Origin of the sequence: Halomonas sp. AOP12-B1-6 (assembly GCF_052379225.1) — a bacterium.
GTDB classification, from domain to species: Bacteria; Pseudomonadota; Gammaproteobacteria; order Pseudomonadales; family Halomonadaceae; genus Vreelandella; species Vreelandella casei.
On the sequence record NZ_JBQSYK010000006.1, the window covers coordinates 22,402 to 37,408 of the forward strand.

General features: G+C 53.8%; 12 protein-coding genes and 2 tRNA genes. All 14 read right to left on the reverse strand.

Features of this window, described 5'->3' with window-relative positions; translation table 11 throughout:
* Positions 1-40 precede the first annotated feature (40 nt).
* The 14 genes from ACT3TR_RS15955 to secG all read right to left on the reverse strand — a co-directional run bounded on the left by ACT3TR_RS15955 (position 41) and on the right by secG (position 15,003).
* The gene (locus tag ACT3TR_RS15955; protein ID WP_441685320.1) at positions 41-1,210 is read right to left on the reverse strand and encodes an MFS transporter; all 1,170 of its coding nucleotides are present in this window, start codon (positions 1,208-1,210) and stop codon (positions 41-43) included.
* 119 nt (positions 1,211-1,329) lie between these two features.
* Positions 1,330-3,498 (reverse strand): polyribonucleotide nucleotidyltransferase, encoded by a 2,169-nt coding sequence (gene pnp / locus ACT3TR_RS15960; RefSeq protein WP_444625810.1) that lies wholly within the window; start codon positions 3,496-3,498, stop codon positions 1,330-1,332.
* Between the two features lie 200 nt (positions 3,499-3,698).
* Positions 3,699-5,222, reverse strand: coding sequence for a porin (locus ACT3TR_RS15965; RefSeq protein ID WP_444625809.1), 1,524 nt, complete (start codon positions 5,220-5,222; stop codon positions 3,699-3,701).
* Between the two features lie 57 nt (positions 5,223-5,279).
* A complete protein-coding gene (locus ACT3TR_RS15970) occupies positions 5,280-6,203 on the reverse strand; it encodes a hypothetical protein (protein WP_441685314.1) in 924 nt (307 codons plus the stop codon).
* A 163-nt stretch (positions 6,204-6,366) separates the two neighbouring features.
* The gene (locus tag ACT3TR_RS15975) at positions 6,367-7,167 is read right to left on the reverse strand and encodes a DUF4886 domain-containing protein (RefSeq protein ID WP_441685313.1); all 801 of its coding nucleotides are present in this window, start codon (positions 7,165-7,167) and stop codon (positions 6,367-6,369) included.
* A gap of 314 nt (positions 7,168-7,481) precedes the next feature.
* Positions 7,482-7,751: a 30S ribosomal protein S15 gene (gene rpsO, locus ACT3TR_RS15980; RefSeq protein WP_007111823.1), complete on the reverse strand. Its 270-nt coding sequence runs from the start codon at positions 7,749-7,751 to the stop codon at positions 7,482-7,484.
* Between the two features lie 192 nt (positions 7,752-7,943).
* Entirely contained in the window at positions 7,944-8,864 is a 921-nt protein-coding gene (gene truB, locus ACT3TR_RS15985; RefSeq protein ID WP_444625808.1) for a tRNA pseudouridine(55) synthase TruB, read from the reverse strand.
* Positions 8,864-9,298 carry a 30S ribosome-binding factor RbfA gene (gene rbfA, locus ACT3TR_RS15990; protein ID WP_441685309.1) on the reverse strand — a complete coding sequence of 145 codons (435 nt, stop codon included), beginning with the start codon at positions 9,296-9,298 and terminating at the stop codon, positions 8,864-8,866. Before rbfA ends, truB begins: the two co-directional genes overlap by 1 nt.
* An 18-nt stretch (positions 9,299-9,316) precedes the next feature.
* Positions 9,317-11,884: a translation initiation factor IF-2 gene (infB, locus tag ACT3TR_RS15995; protein ID WP_444625807.1), complete on the reverse strand. Its 2,568-nt coding sequence runs from the start codon at positions 11,882-11,884 to the stop codon at positions 9,317-9,319.
* Positions 11,885-11,911: 27 nt separating this feature from the next.
* A complete protein-coding gene (gene nusA, locus ACT3TR_RS16000; protein WP_096276231.1) occupies positions 11,912-13,426 on the reverse strand; it encodes a transcription termination factor NusA in 1,515 nt (504 codons plus the stop codon).
* Between the two features lie 72 nt (positions 13,427-13,498).
* Positions 13,499-13,960, reverse strand: a complete 462-nt coding sequence (gene rimP, locus ACT3TR_RS16005; protein WP_096276233.1) for a ribosome maturation factor RimP — start codon at positions 13,958-13,960, stop codon at positions 13,499-13,501.
* A 312-nt stretch (positions 13,961-14,272) separates the two neighbouring features.
* Positions 14,273-14,349: transfer RNA gene (locus tag ACT3TR_RS16010), tRNA-Met, on the reverse strand.
* Between the two features lie 162 nt (positions 14,350-14,511).
* Positions 14,512-14,598 (reverse strand) — tRNA-Leu (locus tag ACT3TR_RS16015).
* A gap of 45 nt (positions 14,599-14,643) precedes the next feature.
* Positions 14,644-15,003: a preprotein translocase subunit SecG gene (secG, locus tag ACT3TR_RS16020; RefSeq protein ID WP_096276235.1), complete on the reverse strand. Its 360-nt coding sequence runs from the start codon at positions 15,001-15,003 to the stop codon at positions 14,644-14,646.
* Between the last annotated feature and the right edge of the window lie 4 nt (positions 15,004-15,007).

Here is a 15,007-nt window from a genome sequence, read left to right on the forward strand (position 1 = left end):
GCCCTCATCAGTAGATGAGGGCTTTTTTAATGCCATGCCTTCAGCGAGTCTTTACACCCACCACCCTAGGTGGCGTCCTCAACACTAGCAACGCGCCCATCAGAAAGAATATCGATGCAGCCCACATGGCAATGGGCAAGCTAGTGCCATCGACGATTCGCCCGCCCAGCATCGCTCCCAGGCCGATCGACATATTAAACGCAAAGGCCATCAAGGCCGTGGCGGCTTCCGTATTCGGCGCGGTGCGTAGAATCCAGGTCTGAATACTCACCGATACACTGCCGAAAACCGCCCCCCAAATCATCAGCAAGATAACGCCGCTTTGCGGTTGAATGCCCAGCAATGGGAAGGCCGCGACAACCAGTAGTAGCAAACTAGGAATGGCCAGCACGGCACGGTACGGGTGGCGCCCGGCAAATACGCCTGCCGCTATATTGCCCAAAATACCCGCTGCGCCGTAAAGCAGCAGCAGGCTGCCCACATGGCGCTGAGAAATACCGCTTATTTCCTGCAGAATAGGGCTAATAAAGGTATAGGCCGCGAAGTGCCCCACCACCACAAACCCCGTTGTGAGCACGGCCACCCGCACGCCACGATTACTTAGCTGCTGCGCTAGCACGCGTAAACGCACCGGCTCTCTCGGCGGCAAAGGGGGTAGCCAGCACCATAGCGCGATGGCCGTTAGCAGGCTGAACCCGCCTAGCGCACCAAAGGCGACTCGCCAGTTGCTAAGATCTCCCAGCAGCGTGCCAAGCGGTACACCCAGTACTGACGCCGCCGCTACGCCACCAAAAATAAGCGTCATCGCCTTCGGCACCTTAGCTTCGGGCACTAGGCGTGGCGCAATACTTCCAGCTACCGCCCAAAATCCACCAATACTCAACCCGACCAGCACGCGCGCGGCAAGCAGCAGTGCAAAGCTGCTTGCCAGCGCCGTCAACACACTGCCCAGCACCATCACCATCATCAGCAGCGTGAGCATGATGCGCCGATCCAAGCGCCCCACGGCTACCGGCAAAAGCGGGGCTGAAAAAGCCGCAATGACGCCGGGCACGGTCACCATTAACCCCGCCGTGCCTGGCGTCACGCCCATCGCCGAGGCCACTTGAGACAATAACCCGATAGGCAACTGCTCAGCGGTCACCAATAAAAAAATGCCGATCATCACGGCCACCACCGCTCTCCACCGCGGCGCTTGTTCCTGCTCCATAGCGACTCTCTCTTACTGCTGCTGACAATATAAGCGTGCCTATCAAACAACACCGCCCTCGTAACCAGAGGCTACGAGGGCGGTATCAGAAACCGAATTACGATTTAACGACCTGCATGTTAAATCGTGGTGTCGGTTTCCGCTTCTTGCGCTGCGAAAGCAGTCTTTTCTTCTTCGGTGATCTCTTTCATCGACAGCTTCACGCGATTGCGGTTGTCAATATCGAGCACTTTCACGATCACGTCATCGCCTTCGTTCAAGAAGTCGCGCACGTTATTAACACGCTCGGCAACGATCTGCGAGATGTGCACCAGACCATCGGTACCCGGCATGATGTTCACAAAGGCGCCGAAGTCAGCAATACGTACGACCTTACCGTTGTACAGCTTGCCAATTTCCGCTTCAGCGGTAATCGCCAATACGGTATCAATGGCTCGCTTCGCGGCGGCTTTGTCTTCCGCGTAAATACGTACGGTGCCATCATCGTCAAGATCGATCGAGGCGCCGGTATCTTCGCAAATTTTGCGAATCGTCGCACCACCTTTACCAATGACATCACGGATTTTGTCAGGATCGATTTTGATCGTCGCCATGGACGGTGCGTTGTCAGAGACATCGGTGCGGCTCTGGCTGATCACGACATTCATTTGCTCAAGAATACTCAGTCGCGCAGCCAGTGCTTGCTGCAGTGCGAGCTCCATAATCTCTTCGTTGATGCCTTCGATCTTAATGTCCATCTGCAGGGCGGTAATGCCCTCTTCAGAACCGGCGACTTTAAAATCCATGTCGCCGAGGTGATCTTCGTCACCCAGGATATCGGTCAATACCGCAAAGCCGTCAGCATCTTTCACCAGGCCCATGGCGATACCGGCTACCGGCGCTTTCAGCGGTACGCCTGCATCCATCAGGGCCAATGAAGAGCCACAGACTGAAGCCATTGAGCTTGAGCCGTTAGACTCGGTGATTTCAGATACTACGCGAATGGTATACGGGAAAACGTCAGCGGAAGGCAGCATTGCCTGAATGCCGCGGCGCGCTAAGCGGCCGTGACCGATTTCGCGACGCTTCGGACCACCCATGAAGCCAGCTTCACCAACGGAATAAGGAGGGAAGTTGTAGTGCAGCATAAAGCGGTCTTTACGCTCGCCTTCTAAAGACTCAATCAGCTGAGAGTCACGCAGCGTGCCCAGCGTGGCAATGGCAATAGCCTGCGTTTCACCGCGAGTAAACACGGCCGACCCATGAGTCTTCGGCAACACACCCACTTCGATGGCTAGCGGGCGCACTGTTTGGTTATCACGGCCGTCAATACGCGGCTCGCCCTTGACCACACGTGAACGCACGACGCGTTTTTCAAGACCCGCGAAAGCACCTTTCACTTCATCTTTAGTAAACTTATCGTTAACGGGCTCGCCTTCAACGGCGACTAGTTGCTCAACCGCCTGATCTTTCAGCGCCGCCAGCGCATCCTGACGCTGCATTTTATCGGTAATGCGGTAAGCATCGCCTACCTTGGCTTCAAAAGCATCGCTCATGGCAGCTTTTAATTCCGCATTTTCTTCAGCGGCCTGCCACTCCCAGCGTGGCTTGCCCGCTTCAGCGACCAGTTCATTGATCGCCGTAATGGCGACCTGCATTTCCTGGTGGCCAAACAGCACGGCGCCGAGCATTTCATCTTCAAGCAGTTCTTTGGCTTCAGACTCAACCATCAATACGGCTTTTTCAGTACCGGCAACGACCATGTCAAGCTCAGAGGTCGCCCGTTCTTCAACCGTCGGGTTGAGGAAGTAGCCCTGCTCTTCATTAAAGCCAACGCGCGCAGCACCGATTGGGCCTTTAAAAGGCACGCCAGAGATGCTCAGCGCCGCAGAGGTACCCAGCAGTGCAGCAATATCCGGATCGTGGTTGCGATCGGTGGAAAGAACGGTACAGACGACCTGTACTTCGTTCATAAAGCCTTTTGGGAACAGCGGGCGAATAGGGCGATCAATCAGACGCGAGGTCAGCGTCTCTTTTTCAGTGGGTCGCCCTTCACGCTTAAAGAAGCCGCCAGGAATTTTACCCACCGCGTAGGTCTTCTCTTGGTAATGTACCGAGAGGGGGAAAAAGGGCTGGCTCGGGTTAGCTTCTTTTCTGGCGACCACGGTACACAGCACGACAGTGTCGTCCATGGTAACCATGACAGCGCCGCTAGCCTGGCGAGCAATACGCCCGGTTTCGAGCGTGACGGTGCTACGACCGTACTGGAACGTTTTCTTTACCGGATTCACAGCGACTTCCTTCAGCATTATCAATATCTACTTGTCTATTCGTTTAGGTCGTTTTGACTCGATACCATTCTAGGCGCTGGAACGCGATAGGGCTACCAGTTCCCTCTTTGGGCAAGCCAAAACATAAAAAAACGGGCAGCTCACAAGGAGCTGCCCGTTGTCACACGGATAAAACTGAGTGCCAGACACTGCCCTTCACAACATCTAAAGCGATCTTATTAGAACACTAACTGCAATCGAGCGGAGAGCGTATCACCAGCATCTGGCCCCCTGAAGGAGACAGAGCGATTATGGGTGTCCCAGAGCGTGTAATTAAGCATCACCCGCGCCCAGTCGTTCGGATACCAGTTCAGACCAAGTGTCGTTGCGTCCCCCTCGCCACCGAGATAATTGGGCTCATCGAAAAAATCCAACTCCTGATAGCGGACGGCAAACTGAAATGCCCCCATTCCCCCCGACGAAACCGGGCTCTTGATATTCGGGCTCCGCCAGAGGCCTGATTTACGAGAGTAGCCATGCTGCTCACCCGTTAAAAAATAGCTGGCCTGAACAGCCCAAGCGTCATAGCTCAGGCTCTGACCTCCAGCAACTTCACGCTGATCAACGGTGCGCTGGCCATATTCTGCGGCCGCCGCAAATGAACCCAGCGATGTAGCCAATTCGAGTCCATAAGCAGTGCTCGACTCAGGATCAGTGACAGCACGACTACGAATAGTAACGTTGTCATTGAAATCATCGGCGGCATTGATGTTGTTGGTCACATTACCTGAACTACTATCAAAATCTTCATAGAATCCCCAGCCACCTAAGTGGACCATATCACCACCGCTATGCCAGGGATTCCAGTGGGCTCGGCTCATGTAGGTGGTCGTATCAGAGCGATCGGTGTTGCCGCCGAGCCTGCCATTGGTCACTGCTAAAGATGCATGCCAGTCACGGTTGTTGCCGAATACTTTGCCTTTCACCCCCAGCCCGTATGAGCCACGGTCTGGAGCAACTGCTTCATTAACGAAGTTTCGCTCCATAAACCAAGTATTGTTGGATGAAGTAGCACCATCCATCGTGCGGTCGTCATATTTATTGCCGACATACAGCTCTGCATCTCTTCCGCCCCAGTTAAATAGGCTAGATATATAGGCATCACGCATGCTGACAGAGTTGTTGGACAGGTCGTAGCCCAGCTTGTAACCAACGCGTTCAGATAGCTGACCAGCAAGATCCAATTGCAAGCGCCTTGCCGTTGAGCCGCTGATATTACGATCTTCAAAATCAGAGCCACGCGTGGCCGAGGTGTCAAACTGTAGCCGCCCCCCTATCTCCAGACGACGGCTGCCGTCGGCGCTGATAAATTCGGGCCCACCACCCGACCAGTCAATACGCGACTGGTCAACCTGGGATGCCTCTAGCAATGCGACCTGGCTTTGTAGCTCTGCAATGGCCGCACTATCTCCCGACGCTGTCGCCTCAGCGCTGGGTTGTGTAGACGCCGTGGTTTGGTTCTGCGCTGATGCTACGGGAACTGTATCCCGAGAAGACTCCAGCTGTCCTAAACGGGCCTGCATAGCCTCCAATTGCTGCGCCTGACGAGCCAGCAGCTCAGACTGGCGCGCAATCAGTTCAGCAAGTTCGGCAGGTGTCGCCTCACTGGCCAATGCACTACCACTAAAGACAGGTAAAACAAATAACCCGAGGGTGGCCGCAGATAGCAAGACACTGCGGCCTGAATTAGTTTTATTTAGCATGATTGTCCCATGACCCTTGAGGATCGGATTCTGATTGTTGTTGTGCAAACCGCTCGACTAGCGTGCTCGCGATGCAATATAGCGAGCCGCAAAGGGCGTCATCTGACTGGGGCTGTGTGTCACGCCGGGTAAAACCCAATGCCGCCAATTGAATGTGGTGTTCAAAGACCGGGCTTGGCGTTCACCAAATTCAAAATAGTGGCGAGTTCGTTCCACGCGAGTCTCGCCCTGCGCATTGGTCTCAGGCGTCTGGCGCATAACAGTGTGAAGTGTGGCCGTATCCGCTCCACCTGCCAGCAACAGCATCGGCTGAGAAAAAAAAGCTTCTATCGCGGTGGCATTCAGCATCGGTACACCACCGGTCCCATACGGCCACGCAATCGTCTCATCAGGCATCGTGTACCAGCCTGCTGCACCGACGATAATTTCCTCTACATTAGACTCGGGCATGAACATTGCGAAGCGATGGGCTACCTGTGCACCGGCGCCGTGGCCATACAGATAATAGGTTTCACGATTACTATGGCTGCGGTGCGTTCTGAAGTCAGCAAACACTCTCTCAACAAGAGTGAAGACCCACTGATCTGGCGGGTTCATCTCCTCTAACTGAGTAAAACCACGCGCTTGCTCTGCTGACCCGGCCTTGAATACGTTACCCAAGTTGAAACCATTTCCGCCTGGATAGGCCTGCGCGCTAAACCGAGGCACCAAGACCATCAGCCCCTCACGCTCAGCAAGTTCGGCCCAGTTGTCACGATACTCCTTCGCGTTGCGTCGCAGCCCGTGCAGAATGAGAACTATCGGCGTATCCGACGTATAGTTGCTCGGCTGATAGTAATAGACCCCCACCTCCTGGCGTGTAGAGGGGTCTTCAAATACATAGCGCCCAGCACCGGCCTCCAGGCTTGCCACGCGCTCATTAGCGGCGACCGTCGACAATGGCAGGCACAGCACCATTAATGCGAACCATAGGATTCTCATTTTTGCTCTCTTATTTTATTTATTCAGATGTGGATAGCCTTGCTCAGAACCTTCTACCTGGCGTGTACAAATCACGGTTACACGCGCGCCTAGCAGCGCAGGCCGACAGTCGAACTGCGCTGGCAGTAGACAACTCACTCAACCAGACTTGGGTCTTAGCGCGTTAGCGGCGGTTGTACTCGGCTACCGTGTCTTCGGCGACCTGCTGCAAAAAAGCCGCCGTATCTTCATCGATACGGCCGTAATAGGTGTACGGATTACCGACGACCGATTTGTCGTAGAGTGTGGCAAACACGGTGGCGGCGGCTAGATAGGTGCCTTCTGGAGAGGGGTGGCTGCCATCGTAATCAACATGCAAGGCCAACTCTGGGCGTTGCTCGTAGGAATTTTGAAAAGCAAGACCAACGGGAATCACCGGGGCGCCGATCTCATTACCCACAGAGGTATATAGCTCTTCGATCTTATCGATCATGCCAGCATCGTAACTATCATGATCTTCACTGTAGGCAGGCGTCATGTAAAGGACGGTCTCTGCCCCCGTCGCCTCAATGGCATTATGATGCCGCAGAACAGCATCACGAAATTCCTGCTGCTGCTCGTCGCTCAATGCAGCCGCGCTGTGCCCCTGAAGGACAACAACATCAAACGGGTTAGGAAACCCCAAGGCCCCTGGGAACAGATAGTTTTTGACTTCGTGCTGCGATAAAGAAGCGCCTGAAATGGTCACAGACTTGCTCTTGAGCTGATCGGCAGTGTCCGGGTAGGCGGCTTCCGCCATACGCTTAACGTAGTTGTGCAGGCTATTGTTGTAGTACTGATAACTATTGCCTACATAGAGGATTTGCTGCGGGTTTGGTGAGCCAAGGGCATTGGACTGGGTTTCGGTTTCGGCTTCGGCCATGGCTGAAACTGGGAGTAGCGCGGTTATGGCGAGAATGCCAATGCTGGCGAGGGATGTTTTCATTGGTGTTAGTTCCATCCAAGGAGTCGTTTGTAAAATCTAAGGCGTATTAAGTCCAGACACCTCAGTACCTCACAAATACTTGTGCAAACTACATTCCGCTCACTGCTTTACTTCTTTATTTCAAACAGTTGAAAATTTCACACGCGACAAACGTCGAAAGGCCCACACCTGCCGATGGATGGAAATCCGCACGATTAAAATCGACGTTTGTGCAGATTTCCGCTCACTAACACTTGTACTTCATGGCCTATCCACCAACGCAAAACGGGCAGCTCACAAGGAGCTGCCCGTTTCTCAATCTTTGCCAGTAATACTTAGCGGCGAAGACCTAAACGCTGAATCAGAGACTGATAGCGTTCGAAATCTTTACGCTTTAGGTAGTCCAGCAGCTTACGACGCTGGTTAACCATGCGGATCAGACCACGACGTGAGTGGTGATCCTGCTTATTGGTCTTGAAGTGATCCTGCAGGCCATTGATGTTGGCGCTCAGCAGTGCAACCTGCACTTCAGGGGAACCCGTATCGTTATCGCCGCGGCCGTATTCGGTGACGATCTCGGCCTTCTTCTCAGCGGTTAAAGCCATCTGTATCTCCAGTAAGCAATATGCCTAAAAATGAATGGGTGAGACCACGCATATTTGCAGTCTCAATCTGCTATTTGCGACTTACAATTTACGAATTGCAATGCTCGCCTTACGTTCTTGCTCGTACTATTTTCGTCTTACTATCTTCGTCTTACCATTTTTACGTAGACGGCGGCATCCTTGCAACGCTGTTTACGAGATAGCGACGGTACTTAACAGTCGCTTAGGCGCCACTTCCTGGGCGCCTTTCACTACACCAAGGCCGATAAACGTCTCGGCATAATAAAGTCTGGCTACGTCGTCCGGCCCTAAGGCGCCGGTTTCGAGCGTAACGGGCTGGCCATAGGCCAAACGCGAATGCGCGATGTCATCGACCGTTAATGACGGCAGGTGATTGACCAACACATCCACCGGCATTAGCTCAGCTTCTAAAGCGGCTTGATCGGCCAACGCTTCTAGCGCCTCTAGTGTCCACATTGCATCGGCTAAAAAAGGCCCTGTTTTAAGCCTTCTTAACTGACTAATGTGCGCACCACAGCCCAGTGCCTGGCCAATATCTTCGGCTAACGTGCGGATGTAAGTGCCTTTACTGCAGCTTACTTCCAGCTCAAAAGCGGTGCCGTCAAACGATAATAGGCGCGCATCATACACGCTTACTCGCCGCGCTGCACGCTCTACGTGCTTGCCTTCGCGGGCCAGCTCATAAAGCTTTTTTCCCTGATGCTTGAGAGCAGAATACATGGGCGGCACTTGGTCAATCTCACCACGAAAGCGTGTTAGCACTGCTTCCACGTCATCAATGGTTAAACTGGGTACGTCATGCTGCGCGATAATCCTGCCTTCTGCATCGCCGGTATCGGTCATCACACCCAGCTCTACACGAGTGCGATATACCTTATCGGCTTCCAGCAAGTGCGATGAAAACTTGGTGGCTTCGCCTAAGCAAATCGGCAACAAGCCGGTTGCCATCGGATCTAACGTGCCCGTATGACCGGCTTTTTGGGCCTGAAACAAACGGCGAACACGCTGCAACGCATGATTGCTGGAAAGCCCTTTGGGCTTATCCAGCAGCAGTACGCCGTTAACCGGCAAGCCGCGACGTTGACGTGCCACTAGCGAGTTTCCTCACTTTGCTCGGCGTCTGGGTCACTGTCCTGATAATCGCCATCGCTATCGTCTTGATAGCGCGCGCGGTCAGTCGTCACCGCCTCATCAATTAATGAAGAGAGATGCTGACCCCGAACCACGCTTTCATCGAAATGAAAGCGTAGCTCCGGGACATGACGCAGCTTGATACGCTTAGCAATTTGGCTTCTTAGAAAACCAGCGGCACGTTTAAGCACCTGGAGATTCTCTTTAATACGCTCAGGCTCCTGCTCACCCAGCAGGGTGACATACACATCGGAGTAGCCAAGGTCGCGGCTAACGGTGACACCGCTTACCGTGACCATGCCTAAGCGCGGGTCTTTCACTTCGCGTTGAATAAGTACCGCCAGCTCCTTTTGGAGCTGGTCGGCTACCCGGTCGGTACGCTTAAATTCGCGCATGGTTAGCTCCTCGTAACCTTACAGGCTACGCTCGACCTTCACTTGGTCGAAGACTTCAATCTTGTCACCGACTTGAACATCGTTGTAGTTCTTCACGCCGATGCCACACTCCATACCGTTGCGCACTTCTTGTACATCATCTTTGAAGCGACGCAGCGATTCGAGTTCACCTTCGTAAATAACGACGTCATCACGCAGTACGCGAATCTTCTTATTACGATGTACGCTGCCTTCAATAACCATACAGCCAGCAATCGCGCCAATCTTCGGTGCACGGAATACATCGCGCACTTCAGCAATACCCACGATTTCTTCTTTCCACTCAGGTGCGAGCATACCGCTCATCGCCTGTTTGACCTCATCGATCAAGTGGTAGATGACGCTGTAGTAGCGCAGATCCAAGCCTTCACGCTCGATAATCTCGCGGGCAGCGGCGTCAGCACGGACGTTAAAGCCAACAACGATGGCTTCAGATGCTAGCGCCAAGTTGGCATCGGTACCGGTGATACCACCAACACCCGAGGACACCACGGCCACTTCAACTTCTTCCGTCGAGAGCTCTTCCAAGGCACCTTTGATCGCTTCCAGTGAACCTTGAACGTCGGCTTTGAGGACGATGTTGACCTTGGCCACTTCGTCTTGGCCCATCTGGCTGAACATGTTCTCCAGCTTGGCCTTCTGCTGACGCGCTAGGCGCACTTCGCGGTATTTGCCTTGACGGAAGTTAGCGACTTCACGCGCTTTCTTCTCGTCCGCGACAACCATAAAGTCGTCACCGGCATCCGGCGTACCGCCCAAGCCTTGAATCTCGACCGGCATGGCCGGGCCAACCGCATCAACTTGCTGGGCAAGTTCGTTGGTCAGTGCACGCACTCGGCCGTAGTGCAGGCCAGCAAGAACGATATCGCCCTTTTTAAGCGTGCCGTTCTGAACCAGTACAGTAGCGACCGGGCCACGACCTTTATCAAGGCGTGACTCAACGACAACACCTTTACCCGGTGCGGAAGGCACGGCTTTTAGCTCAAGCACTTCGGAGGCCAGCTGAATCGCTTCCAGCAGCTCTTCCATACCTTCACCGGTCTTGGCAGACACGTGAATAAACTGCGTGTCCCCGCCCCACTCTTCAGAGATAACGCCGTGCTGGGAAAGCTCATTCTTAATGCGATCCAGATCGATGCCTTGCTTATCAATCTTATTGACCGCGACGACCATCGGTACGCCAGCAGCTTTGGAGTGCTCAATCGCCTCAACGGTTTGCGGCATAACGCCGTCGTCCGCTGCGACCACGAGAATCACGACGTCCGTTGCCTTGGCACCACGGGCACGCATAGCGGTAAACGCTGCGTGGCCAGGAGTATCCAGGAAGGTCACACCGCCGTGGTTATCTTCCACATGGTAGGCACCGATGTGCTGCGTAATACCACCCGCTTCACCGGTTGCGACCTTCGCTTTACGGATATAATCCAGCAGCGAGGTTTTACCGTGGTCAACGTGACCCATTACGGTAACGACGGGCGAACGCGTAATCTCTTCGCCTTCATAGGAGATGCCTTCCAGCATTTCCGTTTCCAGCGCATCATCTTTGACTAGCTTCGGCGTATGGCCCATCTCTTCTACCACGATCGCTGCTGTATCTTGATCAATGGTTTGGTTGATGGTGACCGCCGCGCCCATGTTAAACATGGCCTTGATGACTTCGTTGGCCTTGATCGACATTTTGTCGGCCAATTCCGCCACGCTGATAGACTCAGGGATCGATACTTCACGCACGATCGGCTGGGTCGGCTTTTGGAAAGCGTGCTTGCCATTGCCGGTCTGGTTGCCACCACGGCGACCACCGCGACGCTGCTCGGCACGTTTTACTTTCTTGCCCGCGCCACCGCGTTTACGCTCTTCTCGATCACCACGATCTTCATCGTCACGACGACCTTTCTTAGCTGCCGCTTTCTTAGGCGGAGCAGTACGACGGTCAGTGCGGCCTTCTTTCGGCGGCGCTGGCGGCATATCTTCACCCGATGGTGCATCGTCGATTTCAAGATTAGGCACTTCGATATCAGGCGTCGCCGGCGCTTTCGCTGCAGCAGGTGCTTTCGGCTTAGCGTCAGCAGCCTTCTTACTAGCAGCTTCTTCGGTGGCTTTAGCTGTCTGGGCTTTCTGCGCAGCGGCTTTCTCTTCAGCTTGGCGAGCGTCCAACACTTTACGCTCAGCTTCGGCTTCAGCCATATCGCCTACCAGCTGGCGCGGGCCCGTGTAGCTTGGCTCGGCAGCTTTCGGCTTTTCATTTTCAGCGCTTTTTACGTAAGTTTTCTTTTTACGTACCTGCACTTCGATGGTTTTACCGCGCTCGCCGGTATTGATGCGGCTGCGTGTTTTACGCGTCAGCGTGATGCGGTTTTTACCTGCCTCGGCCGTATCGCTACCGCCATGGCTTTTCTGCAAAAAACTCAACAGCTTTTGCTTATCTTCTTCAGATACAGCATCGCTTTCAGAAGCGTGCTTCAAACCCGCTTCTTTCATTTGCTCTAATAGGCGGGGCGCATCACGGCCCACCTTTACTGCGAAATCTTTAACTGTCATATCTGACATAGTGACCCTCCTCAGCCCGAGACCTGTTTACTGTGTGTTCGAATCCGATGCGTCATCGACTTCAAACCAGGGCGCACGGGCAGTCATGATCAATGCCGCTGCGCGCGCTTCGTCCAACTCCTCGATATCGACCAGATCGTCGACAGACTGCTCGGCGAGATCTTCCATGGTAACAATGCCGCGACTGGCCAGAATGAAGGCCAGATGGCGCTCCATGCCATCCATTTCCAGCAGATCGGCCGCTGGTTGGGCACCGTCTAGCGCTTCTTCCGAGGCAATCGCCATCGTCAGCAGCTCGTCTTTCGCACGTGCACGAAGTTCCTCGACCAAATCCTCATCAAACTCTTCGATTTCGAGCATTTCTTCCAGCGGCACGTAGGCGACTTCTTCTAGGGTTGTGAACCCTTCTTCCACCAACAGGCGGGCAACGTCTTCATCCACTTCAAGGTGCTGGACAAAAGAGTCGACCAGGCTATCAATTTCTTGATCGCGCTTGGTCTCAGCTTCTTCTTCGGTCATGACATTGATACGCCAGCCGGTTAGCTCTGAGGCCAAACGCACGTTCTGACCACTACGGCCAATGGCCTGGGCAAGATTATCTTGCGCCACCGCCACATCCATCGCGTGGGCGTCTTCATCCACCAGGATCGACCCAACGTCAGCCGGCGCCATGGCGTTGATCACCAATTGAGCGGGGTTGTCGTCCCAAAGCACGATATCGACACGCTCATTTTGCAGTTCAGATGAAACGGCTTGAACGCGTGAACCGCGCATGCCGACACAGGCACCCACGGGATCAATACGGCGATCATTCGTTTTTACCGCAATTTTAGCGCGTGAACCGGGATCGCGCGCAGCCCCTTTGATCTCAATTAGCTGCTCAGCGATCTCAGGCACTTCAATTTTGAACAGTTCAATAATGAACTCAGGACATGTGCGTGACAGCTGAAGCTGTGCACCGCGAGCCTCAGGATCCACTTTAACTAACAGCGCACGCACCCGCTCGTTCATGCGGTAGCGTTCGCCGTGAATCATTTCATTGCGCGGTAAAAATGCTTCAGCATTTTCGCCCAAATCAATGATTAGGCCATCACGAGTGGTCTTTTTAACAATACCGGCAACCAGCTCGCCCTCACGATCAGCGTACTGACGCACCACTTCTGCACGCTCAGCCTCGCGCACTTTTTGCACGATCACTTGCTTGGCGGTTTGCGCAGCAATACGGCCAAAAGACGCGCTTTCAATGCTTTTCTCAACCACGTCGCCTAGCTTAAGCGGCGGGTCACGCTGCTCGGCGATGGTCTCTTTGATTTCGTAATCAGGCGTTTCGAATTCGTCATCTTCCACGACTGTCCAGAAACGGAAGGTTTCGTATTCGCCGGTGCGGCGGTCAATATGCACGCGCACATTGGCTTCTTCTTTATCAAAACGCTTGCGTGACGCGCTCGCAAGAGCGGCTTCTACCGCTGCGAAGATGACATCACGCGGGACGCCCTTCTCATTGGAGATCGCGTCAACGACCATTAAAATTTCTTTACTCATGCGTATGCCTCGCCAGAAAACCTATCCTTATGTGCATCACCCCGGCAGCCTGCCGGCAGCGCCGCCACTCGGTCAATTGTCGAACTGCGGTACAATGTGAGCAGAATCAATACTTTCAATTGGAAAGCAGTACTCTTCGCTATCCAGCTGTAGCAGCACCTCATCTCCCTCAACACCCACCAGCAGCCCTTGATACTTGCGCCGCCCATCAAAGGCAGTGCGCAGTTTCAGCGCGACGTGGTGACCTTGAAAGCGGGTAAACTGATCCAGGGAATACAAGGGACGTGCCATGCCTGGCGAGGAAACTTCCAGCCGATACTCACCGGCAATGGGGTCTTCTACATCCATGACGGCACTGACCTGGCGGCTAATATCTGCGCAATTTTCCACGCTGACGCCATTCTCGCTTTCGATATAAATCACCAGCCGCGAGTTTTTGCCCTGGGAAAGATGGTCAATACCCCATAGCTCAAAGCCCATGGCGGCAACGACAGGTTCGATCAGCGCATGAAGCGCAGCGTGTTTAGTGGCCACAGACAAAGCTCCTATAGCCGTTGAGTCAGACACCTGGCCAGGAGTTATAAGAAAAGCGAGGTGACTGATTGGCGTTACTCGGAAATGTGCCTCCGGCAACCCGGGCGGCATCCGCTTTAAAGCACTCTTGTTCACAAAAGCGCCGGCTAACCAAAAGCTACTAACAAAAAGCCCCTTCACTGGAAGGGGCTTTTTAAAAGAAACCTTGGGTACCATCTTAACAACATGCGGCGGGTTAAACCTGCCAAGTCTGACTGCATTCAAATAACAACATGAGAAAACAACCTATCCTATTTACATGCTACTAGAAAATGGTAGCGGGGACCGGATTTGAACCGATGACCTTCGGGTTATGAGCCCGACGAGCTACCAGACTGCTCCACCCCGCATCAATCTAGGTCGACGATAATAGACACTTAATCTACTTACGTCAAGAACTACTTGTTCCAAGAACCACTTACTTGAAACTGCCTTTTCCGACTCAGGCACCAAACTGTGCACTCTGAGAACAAAACAGACATTCTGGGAAGCTGATAAATCAGCCTAACAGATGGTGCCGAAGGCGGGACTTGAACCCGCACGACCATACGGTCACTACCCCCTCAAGATAGCGTGTCTACCAATTCCACCACTTCGGCATCAGGGGAGGCTAAAGAAACGTTTGCTGCTAAGTCATCAACCACTTAGTCGCTGCTTTCCTCTAGCACTGGCGCGGTATTATCCACACCTGCAGGCCTATCGTCAAGCGTTGGCACGCTTTGCTGCTGCTCGATCAAACGCGAGTCTGGGATGCCTGCTTCCGGTGCTTGGCCAGCCTGGGTAGCAAAGTAAGCTAACGCCATTGAGGTGACGAAAAACCCGGCAGCAAGCAGCCCCGTCGTACGCGACAAAAAGTTGCCGCTACCGCGCGAGCCGAAGACCGTTTGCGACGCACCGCCTCCGAAGGCAGCACCGGCTTCGGCACCTTTACCCTGCTGAAGCAGAATGAGTACCACTAGGGCGATCGCAATCACCACATGGATCATAAGTATTGCAACTTGCATGGCG